The organism is Ignavibacteria bacterium, from assembly GCA_041649015.1.
In the GTDB taxonomy this organism is placed as follows: domain Bacteria; phylum Bacteroidota; class Ignavibacteria; order Tepidaquicellales; family Tepidaquicellaceae; genus CAIKZJ01.
This window is the reverse complement of record JBAZNU010000005.1, coordinates 122,939-142,884: the sequence shown is the minus strand read 5'-3', so window position 1 is coordinate 142,884 and position 19,946 is coordinate 122,939. Positions and strand designations below refer to the sequence as shown.

General features: G+C 35.8%; 15 protein-coding genes. All 15 read right to left on the bottom strand.

Annotated elements, in window-relative coordinates:
- Positions 1 to 192: 192 nt before the first annotated feature.
- The gene (locus WC644_09820) at positions 193 to 3,057 is read right to left on the bottom strand and encodes a T9SS type A sorting domain-containing protein (protein MFA5012232.1); all 2,865 of its coding nucleotides are present in this window, start codon (positions 3,055 to 3,057) and stop codon (positions 193 to 195) included.
- Positions 3,058 to 3,161: 104 nt separating this feature from the next.
- Positions 3,162 to 4,148, bottom strand: coding sequence for a T9SS type A sorting domain-containing protein (locus WC644_09815; protein ID MFA5012231.1), 987 nt, complete (start codon positions 4,146 to 4,148; stop codon positions 3,162 to 3,164).
- A 691-nt stretch (positions 4,149 to 4,839) separates the two neighbouring features.
- Positions 4,840 to 5,163, bottom strand: a complete 324-nt coding sequence (locus tag WC644_09810; protein ID MFA5012230.1) for a hypothetical protein — start codon at positions 5,161 to 5,163, stop codon at positions 4,840 to 4,842.
- Between the two features lie 210 nt (positions 5,164 to 5,373).
- Complete coding sequence (locus tag WC644_09805) at positions 5,374 to 7,176, bottom strand: T9SS type A sorting domain-containing protein (protein ID MFA5012229.1); 1,803 nt, start codon at positions 7,174 to 7,176, stop codon at positions 5,374 to 5,376.
- An 88-nt stretch (positions 7,177 to 7,264) separates the two neighbouring features.
- Positions 7,265 to 8,086, bottom strand: coding sequence for an orotidine-5'-phosphate decarboxylase (pyrF, locus tag WC644_09800; GenBank protein ID MFA5012228.1), 822 nt, complete (start codon positions 8,084 to 8,086; stop codon positions 7,265 to 7,267).
- Positions 8,083 to 9,312: a rod shape-determining protein RodA gene (gene rodA / locus WC644_09795; GenBank protein MFA5012227.1), complete on the bottom strand. Its 1,230-nt coding sequence runs from the start codon at positions 9,310 to 9,312 to the stop codon at positions 8,083 to 8,085. Before rodA ends, pyrF begins: the two co-directional genes overlap by 4 nt.
- On the bottom strand, positions 9,312 to 11,099 hold the full coding sequence (gene mrdA / locus WC644_09790) for a penicillin-binding protein 2 (protein MFA5012226.1): 1,788 nt from the start codon (positions 11,097 to 11,099) through the stop codon (positions 9,312 to 9,314). The genes rodA and mrdA overlap by 1 nt, the downstream gene beginning before the upstream one ends.
- On the bottom strand, positions 11,089 to 11,607 hold the full coding sequence (gene mreD / locus WC644_09785) for a rod shape-determining protein MreD (protein ID MFA5012225.1): 519 nt from the start codon (positions 11,605 to 11,607) through the stop codon (positions 11,089 to 11,091). Before mreD ends, mrdA begins: the two co-directional genes overlap by 11 nt.
- Positions 11,604 to 12,437: a rod shape-determining protein MreC gene (gene mreC, locus WC644_09780; GenBank protein MFA5012224.1), complete on the bottom strand. Its 834-nt coding sequence runs from the start codon at positions 12,435 to 12,437 to the stop codon at positions 11,604 to 11,606. Before mreC ends, mreD begins: the two co-directional genes overlap by 4 nt.
- A gap of 15 nt (positions 12,438 to 12,452) precedes the next feature.
- Positions 12,453 to 13,469, bottom strand: a complete 1,017-nt coding sequence (locus WC644_09775) for a rod shape-determining protein (GenBank protein MFA5012223.1) — start codon at positions 13,467 to 13,469, stop codon at positions 12,453 to 12,455.
- 92 nt (positions 13,470 to 13,561) lie between these two features.
- Positions 13,562 to 15,055, bottom strand: a complete 1,494-nt coding sequence (gene purH, locus WC644_09770; GenBank protein MFA5012222.1) for a bifunctional phosphoribosylaminoimidazolecarboxamide formyltransferase/IMP cyclohydrolase — start codon at positions 15,053 to 15,055, stop codon at positions 13,562 to 13,564.
- A gap of 1 nt (position 15,056) precedes the next feature.
- A complete protein-coding gene (gene purN, locus WC644_09765) occupies positions 15,057 to 15,653 on the bottom strand; it encodes a phosphoribosylglycinamide formyltransferase (protein ID MFA5012221.1) in 597 nt (198 codons plus the stop codon).
- A gap of 229 nt (positions 15,654 to 15,882) precedes the next feature.
- Entirely contained in the window at positions 15,883 to 16,611 is a 729-nt protein-coding gene (locus WC644_09760) for a hypothetical protein (protein ID MFA5012220.1), read from the bottom strand.
- Positions 16,612 to 17,127: 516 nt separating this feature from the next.
- Positions 17,128 to 19,338: a catalase/peroxidase HPI gene (gene katG / locus WC644_09755; protein MFA5012219.1), complete on the bottom strand. Its 2,211-nt coding sequence runs from the start codon at positions 19,336 to 19,338 to the stop codon at positions 17,128 to 17,130.
- A 33-nt stretch (positions 19,339 to 19,371) separates the two neighbouring features.
- The gene (locus WC644_09750; protein ID MFA5012218.1) at positions 19,372 to 19,788 is read right to left on the bottom strand and encodes a transcriptional repressor; all 417 of its coding nucleotides are present in this window, start codon (positions 19,786 to 19,788) and stop codon (positions 19,372 to 19,374) included.
- Between the last annotated feature and the right edge of the window lie 158 nt (positions 19,789 to 19,946).

Sequence of the window (19,946 nt, the reverse complement as noted above, 5' to 3'; positions counted from 1 at the left end):
TTTTAAGATCCGATTTATTTCTGACTTCAGTTATCCTTGTTTCCAAATGTATGAGTAATGTTTGATTAAGTTAATGAAAAACTTGATTAATTAAAACCATAATCTTTGAAATATCAAATCGAAAATTGCTAAATTCATACAGAGATATAATAGCCCAATATTTTGTTATCGGGCTTGTTAATTCTATAATCTTTATTTTAAAACAACCATCCTTTTAACAGAGTTGTAATCACCGGCAAGTATCCTGTAAAAATACACACCGCTGGATACATTACTTGCATCGTACTTATAGTTGTAAGTTCCCGCATTCAGGTTCTCATTAACAAGAACTGATAGTTCCCTTCCAAGTGCGTCATACACAGCCAGTTTAACATTACTGTTTTTGGGGAGATCAAATATAATATTAGTAATTGGATTAAATGGATTTGGAAAATTTTGTTTCAAACTGAATAATTTTGGTATCTCTGACGAAATATTTTGAATTCCAACTGTTTGTTGTGATATAGAAATTGAATTGAGAGCTTTATAACCTGTTGAACCTATCTGAGTTGCTGCACCCGTTGAAGTATCATATTGGATCAATATTCCGAATGAGGCTCCGATTCCCGATGTCCCATATAATTTGCCCTGATAATTAAAAGTAATACTCGGTGTAATTGAGAATCCGGGAACACCTATCTGTACAGAAGCCGCAGTATTTTTATTTATTTTATAAATTTTGTTATTTGCCGATACTCCCCACATTTGTCCGTTAATCGGATTAATAGTGATCGCGTATAGGTTTGATATTGATGTATTCCCCACTAATTGTGTGTCATTAGTCTGAATGTTATACTTATACAAATAACCACTCGGTATAGCACAGTATAAATCATTATTTGTATCAAATGCTATTGCTCTTACTCCGCTTATAGGAATATCAATGTAAGGATAAGCATCTCCAAGTGTTGAGTTTATTCTAAATAATCTGCTTGTTATTGATCCTGCAGATATTCCAAAAATTATATTATCAGATGGACGAATACTAATAGAAGTAATGTCCGAGTATCCTGAAATTCCTATTAATGAACCTGTACCGGTTGATTTATCAATATTGATAAATGCTCCGTTAGATTGATTACCCGTAATTCCATAAATCGTACCCGCTGTTGCAGAGTTTATGAAAAATCCCTTAGCAAAAAGCAAAATTTTCCGTTGTGGGATTTGAGAATCGTTACTAAATATTGTCATAGAGTCACGAACAACTGCTGCTACCGATGGAGTAAATCTGAATTTTAATTCAGTAGTCTGATTATATCCAAGTTTTATTGGAAAACTAACACTCGAAAGAAGTTGAAATTGTGAATTTGGTAATTGAATACTACTTATAGAAAGTGTATCCTGTCCTTGAGAAGTTACCGATAATGAAACTGTATCAGACGGATAAGAAACTTCTCTGACTCCAAAATCAAGAGAATCTTTACTTGTGAATAATTTTGAACCTGAAAAAGGAATCAGCCTTATTCCTGATACCCATCCAGCCCAGGTATTTATTTGAGTATCTGCATACTGAGTCAATAACCAGAAATTATTCTGGTCAGTCGGGTCTCTCCAGATTCCTGAGTAATCACCCCATCTGTTTCTTTCGCTTCCAAAATCCTTTACATAATTAGACTTACCTTCTTGTATTAATTTGCTTCCGCTTAATCCTGGCGGATCACTGTTTAAGCGGGATGTATAAAATGCACCTATGTACTCTGTATTTCCAGAACGTGAATAAGTTATTGCAATATTATTATCCTTATCCACGGATAATGCAGGATAGAAATGCCAGTAACCATTAGCTCCCATTGCTACATCTTCGACGCTCTCATTAGTCGAAGTATTTATTTTCAAGTATCTGACACTCGAATATGATGTAAATGAAGAATTCCTGACAGAATGTACAGCCCAAAGAAATCCATCTTTAAAAATTGGCTCATACTTAAAGCTTACACCCCCTGCTTCTATTAACATCGTTCCGCCTCCAAGTTGACCTGCATTTGGTGGACCTGTGTAAGAGGTTACCGGTACGTTAACGGCTGTCATAACCGGATTCGTTATAGGATTTGAAATTTTGTATAATGTAACAAATGTTCCAGTATTAAAAGGAGAATTTACCAATATGTAATAATCTGTTGAGGGAGAGTACATAATTGTCGGTCTCGCTCCAAATGTTCTTGCAAAACTATTTGGTTCTCTTATATCCCAAATATCTTTCCAGTTAACTGGACCGGCATTGTTTGCATATATTTCAGATTTTGGTATAATTCTTATCTTTGTACCCTGGAAATTACCACCGAACGCAAACTGATTCGATGTCAGATATATTGCCTCATTATCAAAACCTACACCCTGATAGTCTCCCCAGCTGCCGGAAGGTGTTGAACCATTTACGGTTGATGGTAATGCGTAATTGTACCATGTGCCAAGTGGTATCGAATCTGCCGATACAGAAACAAGATAATACCCCCTTGATGTAGCATCATCCTGGTCAAGCCATACCATAATCCAACGTTTGCTAAAATGGTCATAAAGTATTTTCGGGTCGAAAGCACTTGCTCCGTTTAAAGTAGATGAAAACCAGGCATCTGCTGATAAGTTTTTCAGTAAATTCCCATTTTTATCCCATATTCTTATTCTTCCGTTATCAGTTCCGATTATGTGATTTGGACCTGCTGCTAAGTATAAATCTGGCGGAATATAACTTCCTGGATCATTAAATCCCTGAAAACTTTTGAATACCGTCGGTTCAGGACTATCATTTTGTATACCTATTAAAGGATCATTCATATAATTCGAACCTTCCGGTGCTTTTGGTGCTACACTATTCAAATAGTCTTGATATGGTGTAAAATTAATTTTATTTCTTACCTTTTTTCTTACATAAGGAGAAAGTTTCTCGCCTCCAATATTATACATTTGATCACCGGTTGAGACAATAACACCATTTGGAACAGAACCGGATGCTGGTCCCTGATATAATTGAGCCCAACTTACATTTGCTACTATTAGCAGAAATAATATTAATTTGTACATGAATTCTTTATTTATTAATTTTAATATTAAACAATTTTCTTGATTTAGAATTTCAAAATTTCATACGTAATTCTTTTATTAATTACTCTTTCTCTCGGTAATGACTATTTTGTTAAAACCATTTTCTTTACAGCTGCAAAATTTTCAGTCGTCAGTTTATAGAAATAAATCCCGCTCGATAAGTTTGAAGCGTTAAAATTAATCGTGTAACTACCTTTGCTCTTTTGTTCATTAAGTAAATTACCTGTTAATCTACCTGATGCATCATATATGCTAATATTAACATGCATACTCTTTGGAATTGCAAACGATATTGTGGTAATCGGATTGAATGGATTAGGATAGTTCTGATACAAATAATACCCCCCCGCCTCACTTTCATAATTGGTTATATTAGTGGGTAAGGGACTTCCTGCATTAATCCAGGCTGTATATATCAACCTTGCGAGATAGCTCGATGCGTTCTTAAACATCTTTATTGTAAAATTACCAGTTCTGTTCCAGAGCTGTTGTAAATAAGCTGAACCATAATTTCCGGCAATTGAATAAGATATACTATCTGCTTTTAAAAGTGAGTCTACGTATTTATAATTGCTGTATATAAATCCGAATACAAATTCGTTGACATTAGAAATATATCCGCTTGTATCTCCCGAATAAATAAGCCTGCTTGTATCTGCATTAATCATTTGTGTTTCGTAACGGCTGTGAACACCGGTTTGATTCGTATATTGGCCGTTATAGTTTCTTGTAATATGCAGTGGATTGTGAGCATCTGCAATGTAATGTCCTAAATCTGCTGCTTTTAACATTGCCATTTGCCAATTATGCTGTATAAAATACTTTTTTACGGAATCTGTTGCTGCAATAATCGCAAAAGGCAACGTTCCATTATCAATCACAAAATTAATTCCATAAATCGAAATAAGTGAATCCAAAGATTGCGGTATCCTGCCATTAGAAAGAAATCCTGAATAATTATCTATATCAATGTAATGTCTTGGACTTTCTGACGGATCAGTACTTTTCCTGTAATCTGCATCAGAACCATGCTTCGATAATGAATCGGACCACCAGTAAAAGGTACTCATGACTCCGGGAAATGAATATATTGATTTTTGATTAATTATCTTATGCCCGAAAAATCCCCAGCCATATATAGTTATACAAATAAAAAATAATATAAGAAATCTTATCCCAAATTTTTGCATCGTTAAAAATACAATAAAACCTGTGAATAATCTATATAAATGATACATTAACAGTGTTAAAAATGCCAAAATTTGACTGTATAAAAAGAAACACTAGTTGCTGCTCTCTTTAAGGTGAGCGTCAGATTCTCTTTCAAAATCAAACATTTTATGTAACAGAGGAATTTTCGTCGAAAAATATAAGATATTCATATAAGAATCGTCTTATGATCATCCAAATACCTCCAATAGTAGATTTTTTATGTGTGCCTGCGATATGCCTGCGATATGCTTGCGATATGCTTGCGATATGGAAATAAATTTATTTTGACTAAAATCCATCATACTTTCTGTCAAGAATGTGCTCTAAACAGCTATAATATCATATAATTAGAACGAATGATGATACTAGGACAAACTTATGTGATATTTAGTTATCTAAAAACAAGAATAATTTATAGCATTTATGTATTCCGAGGTAAAAATTATAAGGGGAAAAGTTAAGATGGAATAAGTCAAATAAATAAAAATGCCGATAACTCAGACAATAAGTTATCGGCTTTAATGCTAAAAAATACTATTTCCTAAAATATTATAAAGTGTGCTTATAATACTTAACTTGAATTTTCCCTGTCCCGTTGCAACTCATGCATTTGTACTTATCAACTCCGGTATTCGATACACCTCTTTGATTAACCGGGCGATTTGTACCATTACCGGTAAAAGATGGAGGTGCATTATATTTAAACCCTTCACCTAATATCCAGCCCCAACCCTGGCAATCAGGACAAGTAATATCCTTCCACTCAACAGTATATGTCTGCTTTGTATTCGGATCTATAACTTTTTCATTCTGAGCATTTACCGCAAACAGCGGCAGTAATGCAAATACGATTAAAAGAATTAATGTTTTCATTTTAACTCCCCTTCAAATATTAATTTGAAACAAGTCTTTAATTAATATAACGAAAATGTATCTATTTTGTTTCACTATATAAAGCAAATAATTTTATCTGTTTAATAATAAGGAAATAATGAGTTTAATCAGCTAATTAACCAATTTATATATTTTTTAAAAAGCCGGTGAATTCCGGCTTTTTAATTTGAAATTCGAATTAATACATGTTTATTTGATTAACATCATTCTTTTTGTACTAACAAAGTTTCCTGCTTTTAACTGATAGAAATAAACACCGCTGTTTAAGTTACTTCCGTTTAAGGCTACCTCATACTCCCCGGACTCGAGATTTTCGTTTATTAGAGAAACCATTTCCCTTCCAATTATATCATATACCTTTAATGAAACATGTCCGCTTTTCGGAATTGCAAATTTTATATTCGTTGTAGGATTAAAAGGATTTGGATAATTCTGCGATAAATCATATCTTGTTATTACCGAAGGATTCGAGGTTACGGACAGAGGAACGTTACCTTCATCAGCTCCTTTATAAGGTACCACAGTATTCCTGAGGTCATTATCAAAATCTGTTGTGATACCAACAATAGGGGTACCTGCAAGATTAGTATTTCCCAATGAACTGCCGGTTACATGTAAATCTGTTGTTGAAACAAAATTCACGTCGTAAAAAACTGAATTCTGATCGTTTGGTGTTGCTGCGGTTTTGTAGTCCGCAAGAGTATTATATCCTGTTGTCAACCAATATGCATGGTAGTTGTTTGGACCGGTTGCCGAATAATAACAATTGTTGTCGATATTTAAAGCTGCACCTGAGTTTAACAAAGCAAATCCAACATGATTAATATTACCGCCTGTTCTCATATTAATTGCAATGTTGTTTTTCATGTTCAAGGTTATAACAGCAGAACTCACCCTTATAGCTGCAGAAGTTGTATTGCCCACTGTACCTCCTGTATGTACACCACCGATTCTTGCAGTATTGTAATAAACATTTGCCGTATATGCATTCGTCGAACCTAACAATTCTATTCCGGTGTGGGTAGCTGCATTTTGATTATCAAGCGGCAATGATATCATATTATTCTCAATGTTTAAAATAGAACCTGCTGCCGGAGCTGAAAAGTAAATTCCTCTTATAGCAGTTGATGTTGAAGTTGATGTTGATTGTAAATTGTAGATCCAGTTTTTTCTAAAATTGTACGTACAGCCTGCAAATGTAGGTGCAATAATACCAGAGACAATGGTATTGTTAACACCGACAGTTTGATAAATTTTACAAGAATCTACATTAGTGTTTGCAGTAGCTGAAACGAACCAAATACCCGCATAACCCCAGTCATAAATTTCGCAATTGGAAATAGTTGTACTGTCATTTGGTGCAGTAGTCGTACCGGCAATACCAATACCGCTTCTGCCACCTTCCACTTTACAATACCTAATCTGGTTGTTTGAATTCCCGGTAGTAGTTGTAGTTCCTATGACAATAGTTCTTGGTCCAGCAGTACTTTGAGTATTGTTAACAGCGTGAACATATTTTATAACGTTATAAGAGGCGCTGTTTAATAATTGAATTGTATGTGCATTTGTTCCTGAGGTGGCTAAATTAACAAATTTCAAATCAGGTACACTTCCGACACCTCCGGGTCTTCCGTCAATAATTATATAATCAGCATCATTAAGAATCATTATACCGGTAGATGATGTACCTGTTATAACCTCGCCCGTATTACCGGCTGCGGGTCTTAATGTTATTGTATTAGATGCACTCGCCCCATCTTTTAGACCAAATGTGATGGGTAGTACTTCCATAGAGCCGTCATAGACAGTCAATATCTCTATTAAATATGCCTGTGTTAACGGTCCGGGAATAGCATTATATGCTTCCTGTATGCTACTATGCTGGCTTATAGGAGTACCCGTACCGCTCTTCAATGCGACTGAATTGGTCTGTGACGTAGCAGTGCCGGCAATCAATGCCATAAAACAAAATAGAATTATAGATTTTCTCATAATGTAAGTTAAAAAGTTTATAAAATAGTTGTGTAAATATTGAATATTTTATAAAGTTTATTAACAAAAGTCAATTGATAAATTGGGTTTATTTTGTGCGGTTTTTCCTGAGAAGATTAATCAAATCATTTAGTAAATTTGCCTGCTCACTTACTTTATGCATATAAACAGATTCCGAATCATCTGAATGTCCTGCGAAAATAATCGATCGGCTTGAGTTTATTAAAAACAAATCATTGCATAAATTCATCATAAGAGTCTCAAGGTCGTTTCCCTGAGCTCCAATACCGGGAATTAATAAAGGTATATTCTCTTTTGTTGACGAATATCTCTTGATTTCATTATAATGATTAGCACCGATAACGTACCCTATCTGATTTTTTGACCAAGTCAGTGCTTTAGTAGCAACTATATCAAAAAATTCTTTATTGCCGGACTTTAGTGCTTGGAAATCTTCCGCACCCTTGTTGGAAGTTCTTACAAGCAAATAGACAAATTTTTCTTTTCTTTTAAGAAACGGAAGAACGGAGTCATGTCCCATATAAGGGGATACAGTAATAGAATCAAAATTTAGGTTATCTAAATAAGCTCTGGCATAAAGTTCCGCTGTATTACCAATATCTCCTCTTTTTGCATCACATATTTTTATCAAATTCTGAGGAATTGTTTTTACTGTTTCTTCAAGAGCCTCTATACCTTTAATTCCCGAAGCTTCATAGAAAGCTAGATTAATTTTATAACCCGCACAATACTTTGACGTTGCTTCAATGATACGAAGGTTGAATTCGAGTATTGGATTCTTTGCGCTTCTAAATACAGTTGGAATTTTTTCGTAATCAGTGTCAAGGCCTATGACAAGATTTGATTTGGACTCTTTTATTAACTTTGAAAGTTTATCTTTGTACATCATAGAAATATATCCTTATGCCTATAAGTATTCATTGCTATCCCAACCATCAAGAGAAAAGAAAGCAATGATGAAACTCCATTGCTGACCAAAGGAAGCGGTATACCAATAACGGGAGTGATTCCAATTGTCATACCAATATTAATAAACATGTGAAAGAAAAAGATTGAACCGAATCCAATACAAGCAAGACTCAAAAATCTGTTCTTCGAGTAATAAGCATTGTTTAGCATTCTGAATATTACAATAATAAACAGAATGAGTATAACCATTGTTCCAAAGAATCCAAATTCTTCACCTACCATACAAAATATAAAATCCGTCCATTGTTCGGGAATAAATCTAAGCTGGGTTTGAGAGCCCTGCATATAACCTTTGCCCCATAATCCTCCTGACCCGATAGCGACTTTTGATTGAATAACGTTATATCCGCTTCCGAGAGGATCAGACGATGGATCAAAGACAGCTTTAATTCTGTTCTGTTGATATGGCTGCAGTTTTGAGAAAAGATAACTTACGGACAAACCCGAAATAATATTAAGTACAATTACGATTAATGATTGTATCCAGTGCTTTTTAAAAAAGAACAATGATATTAATATTACGATACAATAAGCAACAAAGAAATAAAAGTTTATAAAGGCAAGCACGACTGCAAAAACAGGAGTAATGACAGCGTATAAAAGAAATGGTGATACACCTGCCCAAAAGAACATGGGAATAAAGAAAGAAAGCATTACCAGCGTTGTACCTGTATCATTTTCCAGTTTTACCAACACTGCTGGAATTAAAACGAACATTAGCGCTTTAAAAATATCGAAAGGAATAATCTTTAGATTATCTTCATCTCCCTTATAGAAAAAATTTGCTATTGCCAGAACTGTTGCTACCTTAGCAAATTCAGAGGGTTGAATACCGAAACCAGCAATATAAAACCAACTCTTATTCCCGTTTATTGTTTTTCCAAATATCAAAACAAGGACTAAAAGAACCAGCGAGAATCCGTATAAATAGTAACTTATACTGGAAATATATCTGGGCGGAACGAATGAGACAACAACAACCATTACAAGTCCAATGATTGCGAAAGTCATTTGTTTAAGGTAATAATCAGCAGTTACAGGATTACTTTGAGTTGCACTAAATATTGCGAATATTCCGATAATTATCAGAGCAACAATAGCCAGGAACAGTGTAATATCAAATCTTTCAAAGATTCTTCTCTCCATTAATCGTAAGCCTCCGTACTGCTGCCTTCAATAAAAACATCGACTGTATTACCACTCAAAAACCTAACCATAATTGCACCAGCGATTGGAGCAGCTACCTGTGCTCCCCAACCTGCATTTTCTCCAAGTACACATATTGCTATCTTTGGATTGTCATAGGGTGCATATCCTACAAACCATGAATGATTAGCACCTTTAGTATTCTGTGCAGTTCCTGTTTTACCGGCAAGAAGATAATCATCGTTTTTAATATTCTTAGCTGTACCATTACCATTCACAACGAGAAACATTCCTTTTTTAACTGCATCAAAATAACTTTGCTGCAGGTCAATTTGTCTTTTTTTGAATTCAAGAGGATATTCCTGATTGGTGGATGAATTATAAATTTTTCTAACAATGTGTGGTTGTATATACTGCCCATCCATACAAATAGCGGCTGTGTAACTGACCATTTGAACGGGTGATACACCAAGTTCACCTTGTCCGATACCAAGACTAACTAGTAGTCCTTGCGACCATTTGTTAACACCATAAACTTTGTTAAAATAATCTTCGGAGGGTAACAATCCTCTCGTTTCATTTGGCAAGTCAATCCCCGTACGGTTACCAAAACCAAACATTTCAGAATAATCGTGATAATCCTTGATTCCGAGCATAAGACCGAGCTTATAAAAGAACACGTTAGAAGAAACTTCAATAGCTCTTGTAACACTTATTGCTCCATAGCTTCCGTGATCTTCAAAGTTCCTATTACCGTACATAAAAGAACCCGGGCAGCTGATTGTAGATGTTGTTGTGATTTTCTTAGAACCCATACCTGCAAGCGCCATCATCATTTTCCAGGTAGAACCTGGGGGATATTTCGTTTGAGTAACCCGATTAAATAAGGGCTTATCAGGATTGTTAAATAAACTGCTTACATCTTTGGCATCAGGAGCTCCTGAGAATACATTTAAATCATAGTCAGGTTTTGACACTAGGCAAAGTACCTCTCCCGTTCTTGGGTCGAGTGCTATGATTGCTCCTCTTCTGTTGGAGAATAGTTTCTCGGCGTACTCTTGTAAATCAGAATCAATAGTAGTGTAAAGGTCAGAACCATTTACCGGTTTGACATCACTATATCCGTCATTATACTGGCTAACTTCTTTACCATTAACATCAACGGAAATTAATCTACTTCCTTTTTCACCTCGTAGATATTTTTCATAAGTTCTCTCAAGACCTGCAGTACCAACAAGGTCTCCCTGCCTGTAATAACCCTCAGTTGAAGCAGCAAGCTGCTTTTCAGAAATTTCAGAATTATATCCAAAAATATGAGAGCCTCTGAATTTGTTGGGATAAGAACGGAGTGACTGAACCTGATACCCTACACCTTTTAATCTGTCACGATTTTCTTCAATAAAAGAAATTGTTTTAAAATCTAAATCTCTCTTAATAATAACCGGATTGAACCTGTTTGTTCCCTTAGCTTTGGAGAGCTGCTGCTTAATCTCTTCGGTTTCAATCCCAACTAAAGATGCAACCTCTTCTGTAAGATTTTTATCGAACTGAAATGGAGTTATCGTTAAAGTATAAGCAGGTCTGTTATCAACTATGATTTTACCCATCCTGTCAAACATTAATCCTCGAGCCGGGATTTCAGTAATTTTCTTAATCGAGTTCTTATCAGATTCTTTTCCGTATTCCTTTTGTTCAACAACCTGAAGCTGAACCAGTCTTACAACCAGTGCAAGAGATGCAACAAGTAATACACTTAACACGATGTATAGTTTTGTATCACGATTCACTTATAAATCTCCTGTCAATTTCTTTCTTTCGAGGAATTATAGTGTATATAAAACTGATAAGGGTGGTATAAGTCGATGATGTCATAACATAACTAAGCAGTACAAATGTAAAATTCAGTGGTGTTCCCTGAAAATAAAAGCTAAAATAAATAATATTCGCAACCAAGGAAGAAGAGAAAACGGTAATCATAAAATACCACTTGTAAATAAACTTATCATTTTCAGTTCTAAAGAATCCGGCAATAAATGCTGCGAGTGAGTATGATAGTGCCGAAAGGCCGAAGAAAGAACCGCTTAAAATATCGACAAGAAGACCGGTGAAAAATCCGAATAACATCCCCTGAATTTTACCTTCTTTTGCTCCAATGTAAGCAATCGCAATTATAACGAGGTCAGGTATAATGTTAAAATCTGACAAAGCAATGTAATTGATAAAAGTCTTTTGAATAAAGACAATAATTATTAGTATCCCTGTGTATTTTAGTAAAACTTTATAATCGAGATTCATTTTCGTCCAGGATTATAAGTTTTTTCCAGTAAATACTTTTCCTTGTTCGGGTAGGACTTAAGAACGAAAACGTTTTCGAGAGTATTAAAATTTACAAGCGGCTGTATTACAATCTTCATAAAAAGATTATCCAGATTTCCTGTTTCAGTTACTGTTCCTACCGGAATACCTGAAGGAAACAGATTGCTATATTCGGATGTAATAATAACATCGCCAATCTGCACATCGGCGGTTTTAGGCACATTAGTTATATTTAATGCTGTCACTCCATCAAACTGAAGAATTCCATCTACTCTGCTGCGCTGAACTTTGACGGTAATTCTCAAATCCTTGTTGTAAAGAATCTGGGCTATTGAGTAGTTCTTACTCATAGAAACAATTCTGCCAACAAGCCCTGCATCAGTAATAACCGGCATGTTCAGGTTCAAGCTATCTCCTTCACCTGCATTAATCGTTATTGTATTTCGAGTCTGGAAAACAGATTTGTTAACAATCTTTGCACTTACCAGACCCAGTCCTGAGGATTCCTTGAAAGAAAGAAGTTTAGACAGTCGGATATTTTCAAGTCTTGCTTCTTTGAGATTAGCGACATCATTTGAGAGTCTGATATTATTCTCTCTCAGTATTTTATTTTCTTCTTGAAGTTCGAAAACGTTAGGAATGGATGAGATACCGCTTTGTACTGTGCCAAACATCCCGACAGCAATTGCACGTAAGAACCTTATTTGAGTGTTATCGTTTGAGAAAATAAAAGCCAGAGAAAAAATAATAAGAACAGAAAGTATCAAATATTCTTTAAGGTTTAATATGAGTTGTCCTAATTTCTTCAATTAATATGTTCAAGCCTATCTGCTTAATAAAACTTTTCTGTATTTGCTAATGTCTTCAAGAATTTTACCTGTCCCTCTTGCAACTGCTGTTAAAGGTTCTTCAGCAACATGAACAGGAACACCTGTTTCGACTCTAATCCTTTCGTCGAGTCCCTGTAATAGAGCACCACCGCCGGTTAAGAAGATACCTCTATCGAGAATATCCGAAGATAGTTCCGGGGCTGTTTTTTCGAGAGCAACTTTTACGGCTTCAACCATCTGCTGAACGGGGGCGTTAAGAGCTTCCCTAATTTCGATAGAACTAACTTCAGTAAGCTTAGGAACACCTGCTACAAGGTCACGTCCTTTTACTTCGATAATAATTTCTTCTTCTAGCGGCATAACGGAACCGACCTGACATTTAATATTTTCGGCGGTTGTTTCACCAATTAGCATATTCTGGTTAGCTCTAAAGAATCTAATGATTGCTTCTGTCAATTCATCGCCTGCTACCCTTATGGAAACACCATTCGTGATACCTGAAAGAGCTATTACAGCAATTTCAGTAGTACCTCCACCTATGTCAATAATCATATTACCAAACGGTGCTGTAACGTCAAGTCCAATACCAATTGCTGCAGCCATAGGTTCGGAAATAAGGAACACTTCTTTTGCACCTGCCTTTTCAGCTGTATCCCTTACTGCACGCTTTTCAACTTCCGTAATACCACTTGGAACACAGATTACAATTCTTTTAGCAGGCATGAATCCCGAAGTAATTTTCTTTATAAAATCTTTAAGCATACCTTCAGCTATCTCAAAGTCGGCAATGACTCCGTCGCGCATCGGTCTGATAGTATTCAACTCTTTATGAACTCTACCCATCATCTTTTTTGCTTCTTCACCGATAGCAACAATCTTTCGTGTTGTAACATCGAAAGTAACGATAGAAGGTTCGTTTAATACTATACCTTTACCCTTCATATAAATCAATGTATTAGCAGTCCCCAAATCAATTGCTATATCATTCGAAAACATTCCTAAAAACGGCATATATAAATCCTTACTATATTTTTAAATTTATAATAAAATTATTTAAAATTGCGTAAATATAACTAAAATAAACATTAATGTAAAAACTTAAATTAATGTCTGAAATGTCTGTAACCTGTAAAAACCATGCAAAGGCCTCTAGCATCAGCTTCTTTTATTACTTCATCATCTCTGACAGATCCGCCTGGCTGAATAACTGCTGCAGCACCAGCTTCTGCTGTTGCTATAAGTCCATCCGCAAACGGAAAGTAAGCATCTGAAGCAACTACTGAACCATTAAGATTAAGTCCAAACTGTTTTGCCTTTGAAACTGCAATTTTTGTTGAATCGATACGCGACGGTTGACCTCCACCAACACCTACTGTCTGCTGATCTTTAACAAAAACAACGGCATTAGATTTTGTATGTTTTACGATTTTATATGCAAATTCCATGTCTTGCATTTGCTTAACTTCGGGTTGTTTAGAAGTAACACATTTAATCTCATCTTTATTAAAAACGATGTTATCTCTATCCTGATGTAGTATTCCACCTGTTATTTCCCTGCTTTCTTTAAAGCTTTCATAGAAATTAAAAATAATTAATCTTCTATTCTTCTTTTTCATTAACAAATCAAGGACTCCGTCGCCATATGCAGGTGCAAGAATAATTTCAGAGAAAATTTTGTCGGCTTCAATCGCTGTCTCAATATCAAGAGTTTTATTAAAGATTATTATTCCTCCAAAAGGTGAAGCAGTATCGGATTCAAAAGCTCTCAGGTATGATTCCCTCAAAGTCTTAGCGGTTGCCACTCCGCAAGGATTTCCGTGTTTTACTATTGCTGTTGTGGGTTCATTGTTAATGAATTCATTAATGAGTGAGTGAGCGGCATCCACATCCAGAAGGTTGTTGTAAGAAAGTTCTTTACCGTGGAATACTTCAAAGATGTCATCAAAGTTAGTTTTTTCAAAGCTTGCTTTCTGATGAGGATTCTCACCGTAACGAAGACCGGAATCATTTTTAGTTAAATCTCTGAAATAGTCTTTAATATCGTCATCGTATTTTGATATGAGAGTAAATGCATCCGCTGCAAGGTCAAGAGAAAACTGATTCGAAATGCTTCCGTTTGTTTTATCGAATTCATTCAGGTAATCGTCGTACTGAGACTGTTTAACAAGAACGCTGACTGAGGAATAGTTTTTAGCTGCAGCACGAATGAGACTAACCCCTCCGATATCAATCTTTTCTATTGCATCTTCGAGTTGGACTCCCGGTTCGGCAATAGTTTCAGCAAACGGATAAAGAGTAACTACAATCAAGTCAAAAGATTTAAGATTGTGGTTTGCGAGTTGTGAAATATGCTCCGGATTATCCTTTTGAGCAAGGATTCCAGAGAAGACGCCCGGGTGGAGTGTTTTCACTCTACCGTTTAGAACTTCGGGAAAGTTAGTGATTGATTCAACAGTAGTAACAGGAATATTATTTTCTGACAGAAATTTACTTGTACCTCCAGTAGAAACAATTTCAAAATTTCTGTCTATTAGTTCTTTTGCAAACTGCAAGAGTCCGTCTTTGTAGTAAACACTAATTAAAGCTGTCTTTTTCATTTTATAAAACTAATTTACCTTCTTCGATTTGTTTAATAACCTCTTTGAAATATTTATGTTCAAGGGTAAGAACCTTTTTCTGAAGAGTGAGCTCATCATCATTAGAATCAACATTTACTTTTTCCTGTAAAAGTATTCTTCCGTTATCATAAATTTCGTCGACTAAATGAATTGTGACTCCGGATTCTTTAGCACCCGAATCAATAACAGCTTTATGTACATTCATACCATACATGCCTTTTCCACCGAACGATGGAAGCAGAGCAGGATGAATGTTAATGATTCTGTTTTTGAATTTTCTAATAACAGCGGGTTCAATCATCTTCATGTAACCAGCGAGTACAATCAAGTTAATACTGTATTTATCCAGCAAGTCAGAGAAGAGTTTTGCATAATCTGAATCATTCAGGTCATGAAAAACTTTTCTACTGATATGAAAGCTTTCGACATCAAACTCCTTTGCAATATCAACGGCTCCGCAACGGGAGTTATTGGTAATTAAAAGTTTAAACTCAGACTTGATGTAGTTACTTTTTCTTGCTTCAAGCAAAGCCCTGAAATTAGAGCCAGAACCTGAAGCAAACACACAAATATTCAAATTCAAATAATTTAGTTAAGTTAAGAAATTTCAAGATGATATTAAATGGAAATAAAGGAATTATTACGATTTTTTTGAATTATGACCTTGAAAACACAAGGATGTATATCAAAAAGAGGATTTTATTCAAGTTTCACTAATACAGGCAAATAAGGGAAACAGAATAGAATTTCAACTACTGAGAGCCATCTGTATTACCGGATATATTTTTAATCTTTATCTTTTAAAATTACTTTATTTCGCTATCAAGGTACCATTTATTATTAAAAGCAGAAATATCGAACATTTTTGTATAAGTTGACGACCATTCAAAGCTATCGTCGATTTTCTTTGCAGCAGCGATAAATATATATAATTCTTTAAAATTCGGAATTTCAAATTCCGATAGTCTACTGTTGAAAGTTATCTGTACTTCTGTGTATTCAGAAATTTCTTCGGTAATATCTTTATATAAAAAATCTGCATAGACACCATCAATATTAGATGGAATAATACCATTAGTAAGCATAGCACAAATGAAAAGAGAGAAAGGAGCTGAGAGGTAATCATTATTTTTCCTGAACAGTTTGAAGCTGAATGATAAGGTATCTTTTCGCATAACAAGATTTTCAACTGATATAGGAATACTATCAGGAGTAATCACATTCTTTTCGGTTAATCCTTTATGAGTACATTTTGTTCGATTGTAAGAATGAACTTTAAAATAGGGTGAGCTGCCCTTGACATTTGCCGACTTCCAGAGGTCATAGATTTCTTTTTCATGAGTAATTATTTTGGAGAAAAAGTGAGAGTTAGCAAACTGTCTTCTGTTATTTTTAGCAAGAACAGAATTCTTCCAGGATTTTGCATGAGGTTTCTTACGTGATTTAACGAACTGAACATTATTTTTATAGAAGAAAGTCAGGTCGTTGAGAGTACCTTTTACCTTTCCGAGAATTGTATTGATTAATCTTGGCATACTATAATTAATTAAGGAACTTTTTTATACTAAACGATGTTCAAATTTATATAAGATAATACTTAGATGTAAAAGTTAACAAAGATGGCAATAATATGCAATACAAAATTTTATAGTTTTTAGGTCGCGAATTAGAGAAATGAAAGAAATTATCATTACACCGCAGTAACACCGCATTTTCACCGCAAATCAACTGCAAATCAACCGCATTTTCACCGCACTTTTACCGCATTTTTAGTACGAAAAAATCGCTTAAGAATCACCATTGAAATACCAAGCATAATTTGGAAATAGTTAGAGTAGAAGTCATAAATTGGTAATAATTTTTAATAAGTGACAAAAATGACATATTTATGTCGTTTTTGTCACTTTCTCGTATTTATGATGACGGGAAATGTTTACTATTTTTTATGATTTAAGGAGAGAAGATTGGATTAATTTATGAGTTATTTTATTGTATCCTGAAGTAAAAAAGGTGGTCTGAAAACAGACCACCTTGTATTATTGTTTCTTTATTTATTTTGCTAAATCAAAGCGATCGAGGTTCATAACTTTGTTCCAAGCTGCGATGAAATCCATTACGAATTTTTCGCCAGAGTCGGAACAACCGTAAACTTCTGCAAGAGCTCTCAGTTCTGAATTTGAACCGAAAACAAGATCAGCACGAGTCGCTGTCCATTTCTTAGCACCAGATTTGCGATCGAGGCCTTCAAAGATTTCTTTGTCTTCTGAAACCGGTTTCCAAACCGTACTCATATCGAGCAGGTTAACGAAGAAATCGTTTGTCAGAGTTTCGGGACGAGAAGTGAAAACACCGAGTTTGGAATTATCAAAGTTTGTGTTAAGCACACGCATACCACCGACAAGCACTGTCATTTCGGGTGCTGTTAACCTCAGCAACTGAGCTTTATCAACAAGCAGCTCTTCTGTAGAAACCGAGAATTTGGCTTTTAAATAATTGCGGAATCCGTCAGCGAGAGGTTCAAGTACTGCGAATGATTCAACGTCTGTCTGTTCCTGAGATGTATCCATACGTCCAGGTGAGAATGGAACTTTAACATCATAGCCTGCGTCCTTCGCTGCTTTTTCGACTCCAGCACAACCTGCCAGTACAATAATATCAGCAAGAGAAACCTTTTTACCTTTTGTTTGAGCTTTGTTAAATTCTGATTGAATTTTTTCCAGCTTTTCGAGAACCTTAGAAAGTTGAGAAGGATTGTTTACAGCCCAGTCTTTTTGAGGTGCGAGACGGATACGAGCCCCGTTAGCACCACCGCGTTTATCAGAGCCACGGAAAGTTGATGCAGAAGCCCATGCAGTTGAAACCAACTGAGAGACGGATAAGCCCGAAGCAAGAATTTTTGTATGTAAATCCGCTATATCTTTATCATCGATTAATTCATGGTCAATTGAGGGAATAGGATCCTGCCAAATAAGGTCTTCGATAGGAACTTCAGGACCGACGTAACGGGATTTCGGACCCATATCACGATGTGTAAGTTTAAACCAAGCGCGTGCAAAAGCATCAGCGAATTCATCGGGATTTTCGTAAAAACGTCTTGAGATTTTTTCATAAACCGGATCAAATCGCAATGCAAGGTCTGTTGTGAGCATAGTTGGCGCATGACGTTTATTGGGGTCGTGTGCGTCCGGGATTGAATTTGCACCAGCACCATGCTTTGGAATCCACTGATGAGCACCTGCGGGGCTCTTCGTAAGTTCCCAATCATAACCAAAAAGATTCCAGAAGAAATTATTGCTCCATTTAGTAGGGGTGCTTGTCCAAGTAACTTCGAGACCGCTTGTGATAGTATCGCCGCCTTTACCAGTACCGTAAGAATTTTTCCAACCGAGACCCTGCTCTTCAATGTCAGCAGCTTCGGGCTCAGGGCCGACATGTTTGGCGTCACCTGCTCCGTGAGTTTTTCCGAATGTATGACCGCCAGCGATAAGTGCGACAGTTTCTTCATCATTCATTGCCATACGAGCAAAAGTTTCTCGTATATCCTTAGCAGCTGCAAGAGGATCGGGATTTCCGTTCGGACCTTCAGGATTTACATAAATTAATCCCATCTGAACAGCAGCCATAGGATTATCAAGGTCACGCTCACCAGAATAACGTTTATCTCCAGCAAGCCATTGAGTTTCACTACCCCAATAAATATCCTCTTCGGGTTCCCATACATCTTCACGACCACCAGCAAATCCGAAAGTTTTAAAACCCATAGATTCGAGAGCAACGTTACCTGTAAGAATCATCAGGTCAGCCCATGAAATCTTCCTGCCATACTTTTGCTTTATTGGCCATAGAAGTCTGCGAGCTTTATCGAGGTTGACATTATCAGGCCAGCTGTTGAGCGGTGCAAATCTCTGCTGCCCAGTTCCTGCGCCACCCCGACCGTCACCAATTCTATAAGTACCTGCGCTATGCCAAGCCATACGAATGAACAGAGGTCCGTAATGACCAAAATCAGCAGGCCACCAGTCCTGAGAATCGGTCATAATTTTTTGGATGTCTTTTTTCAAAGCAACGTAGTCGATACTTTTAAACTCTTCAGCATAGTTAAAATCATCACCCATAGGGTCAGATAACGAAGAGTGATATCGAAGAGTATTAAGCTTCAACTGGTTTGGCCACCAGTCGCGGTTTTTAGTACCTGCAGCACCGACATTATGTCCAGCACCAGTTATCGGACATTTCCCGGTATTTTTGGAATTGTTTTCCATGATTAAATAAGTTTTAGTTTATAAGAATTTATGTTAATTAGTTAATTTACCGTTAATCTGTAGTTTTATTTCTTCAATTTTAAAACCTTTAATTTTCTTCTTTTTGAAATATTCTTTTAAGATGTTATCGAGTTCATCATCAAAGTAGTCCATAATTTTATCTGAATGAGTACAGTAAAGGTGATGGTGGTTTTCAAGAACCGCGTCATATTTCATGACGTCCTTATCGGTTTTGACCTTACGGATAATTTCTTCCGCGGCGAGGGTATCGAGGACTTTATAGACTGTACCAACTGCTATGTTCGGATGGCTTTTTCTAACCTGTTTAATGACTTTTTCGGCCTGAGGATGGTTTTTAAGTTTTATTAATGCACTTAGCACGGCAATCCTTTGCGGAGTAACTTTAAGCCCTTTTTCAGTGAGGCGATATTTTATTTCAGAAAACGACATATTATTGATTATTAAATGAGAATGATTCTTATTACATAATTATTAAAGATAGTAAAATGTTAATTAAGAATCAAGATAGTCGATTGTTGATTTTATCAGGATGAACAAGAACGAACGCTGATAAACGAAGAGGTTTTATAGAATTAGATTAGAGTAAG